Origin of the sequence: Planococcus sp. A6, assembly GCF_028823615.1 — a bacterium.
In the GTDB taxonomy this organism is placed as follows: Bacteria; Bacillota; Bacilli; order Bacillales_A; family Planococcaceae; genus Planococcus.
In genome coordinates this window covers 1-1,363 of sequence record NZ_JAPEHT010000250.1, presented here as the reverse complement: position 1 = coordinate 1,363, position 1,363 = coordinate 1, and the positions used below count along the sequence as shown (strand labels likewise).

At 47.2% G+C, this 1,363-nt stretch carries 3 protein-coding genes; 1 reads left to right on the top strand and 2 read right to left on the bottom strand.

Features of this window, described 5'->3' with window-relative positions:
* Nucleotides 1-86 precede the first annotated feature (86 nt).
* The gene (locus tag ON064_RS18265; protein ID WP_274625876.1) at nucleotides 87-302 is read right to left on the bottom strand and encodes a DUF2922 domain-containing protein; all 216 of its coding nucleotides are present in this window, start codon (nucleotides 300-302) and stop codon (nucleotides 87-89) included.
* Nucleotides 303-320: 18 nt separating this feature from the next.
* Entirely contained in the window at nucleotides 321-539 is a 219-nt protein-coding gene (locus ON064_RS18260; RefSeq protein WP_058380731.1) for a DUF1659 domain-containing protein, read from the bottom strand.
* 118 nt (nucleotides 540-657) lie between these two features.
* Here ON064_RS18260 and ON064_RS18255 point away from each other — a divergent pair, with 118 nt between their 5' ends.
* Nucleotides 658-1,092 (top strand): DUF2621 domain-containing protein, encoded by a 435-nt coding sequence (locus ON064_RS18255; RefSeq protein ID WP_083509134.1) that lies wholly within the window; start codon nucleotides 658-660, stop codon nucleotides 1,090-1,092.
* Nucleotides 1,093-1,363 lie beyond the last annotated feature (271 nt).

Below are 1,363 nucleotides of genomic sequence, written 5' to 3'. Positions count from 1 at the left end.
TGTATCCATTGCATCCACTCCTGCATCGAAGCGCCTCCTTTCTTTCTAAAAAAAGCCTTCCCGCATTTGCGGGAAGGCCCTGTTCATTAAACTTCGTATTCGACGACGTTGCGTTCGACGACACGTGCGCCTTTAGCGAGCGCAAACGGCGATCCGCCGACTTCAAAGATATTTTGATCGACGATCGTCTGCATGCCGGTGATGATTTCCTGCGCCGTCAAGTCTTCCCTCGGCTCATCGACCGTCAAGGTGACCGCTTTGTTTGCGGCCGTTTCAAAAATCAATTCCAATGTTTTTGCCATGTGTCCCACTCCTCCTCATTATTGGTAGATGCTTGAACCGGATATTTTCTCCAATTCCATAAGCGGTTTCGTGCCGAATGTTTCCAACACTTGCGCTGCCTGGAAAATCCCATCAGCAGTAGCCGCTTCCGCCACATTTTGGTACGCCTTCACTTTGCGCTTCAAGCGCCCTTGCTCATCAAGCCCGTTGTCAAACGTCAAGCGCATGCTTGCGTTCTTAAAATCGCTGAATGCCATATTGCTCACCCCCTTTCATTCGCTATATAGACATAAACACGAAAAAAGGATACATTTCAGGTGAATTTTTTTTCGTGGGCTTCTATAATGGTAGAGAGAATGATTGAGGTGAGACGAAGTGGAATTAGAAGGCTGGTTTTTATGGTTCATATTATTCTGGGTCGTTGTGCTGGTCGGGCTGTTCGCGATCGGCGGCTATTTTATGTTCCGGAAATTCCTGAAATCGATGCCAAAAGAAGACGGCTTATCGGATCTGAACTGGGAAGAATACTACGTAGAAAAGACGATCCACCTATGGGGAGCCGAAGAAAAAGAGCTATTGAACGAACTCGTACAGCCGGTGCCGGACCTGTTCCGCCCGGTAGCGAAACAAAAAATCGCAGGGCGCATCGGCGAGATCCTGCTGGAGGAAAAAGCCAAGAAAATGGAAATGCAACACATTATCCGTGGCTATATCCAAGCGACGCCAAAACGCGACCACAAATTTTTGCGCAAAAAAATGGCCGAACTCGAAATCGATGTCACGCCATATGAGCAATATTTCGAACAATAACCATAAAAAAACGCTGCTCCCTATTTGGGAACAGCGTTTTTTTCAAAGTATTTATGAATTCTGTGATTTGCTGTGAATAAAAAGGAGATCACTTATTCTATATTTAAAGCTCAGTGTTCTCTCCAAGTATTTGGAGAAGCGTTCGCTCGACTCCAGTGGATTAGCGAGACGACCGAGACCCCGCAAGACGCAAAGCGGCTGAGGAGGCTTGGGCGTGAGCCCACGGAAAGCGAGCGATAAGCTTCGGAAAATACGAGTTCTTACCTTTCTC

Bases quoted from the DNA above. Each gene is read 5' to 3' on its own strand.
- ON064_RS18265 (WP_274625876.1), bottom strand. From the start codon at position 302: ATGGCAAAAACATTGGAATTGATTTTTGAAACGGCCGCAAACAAAGCG.
- ON064_RS18260 (WP_058380731.1), bottom strand. From the start codon at position 539: ATGGCATTCAGCGATTTTAAGAACGCAAGCATGCGCTTGACGTTTGAC.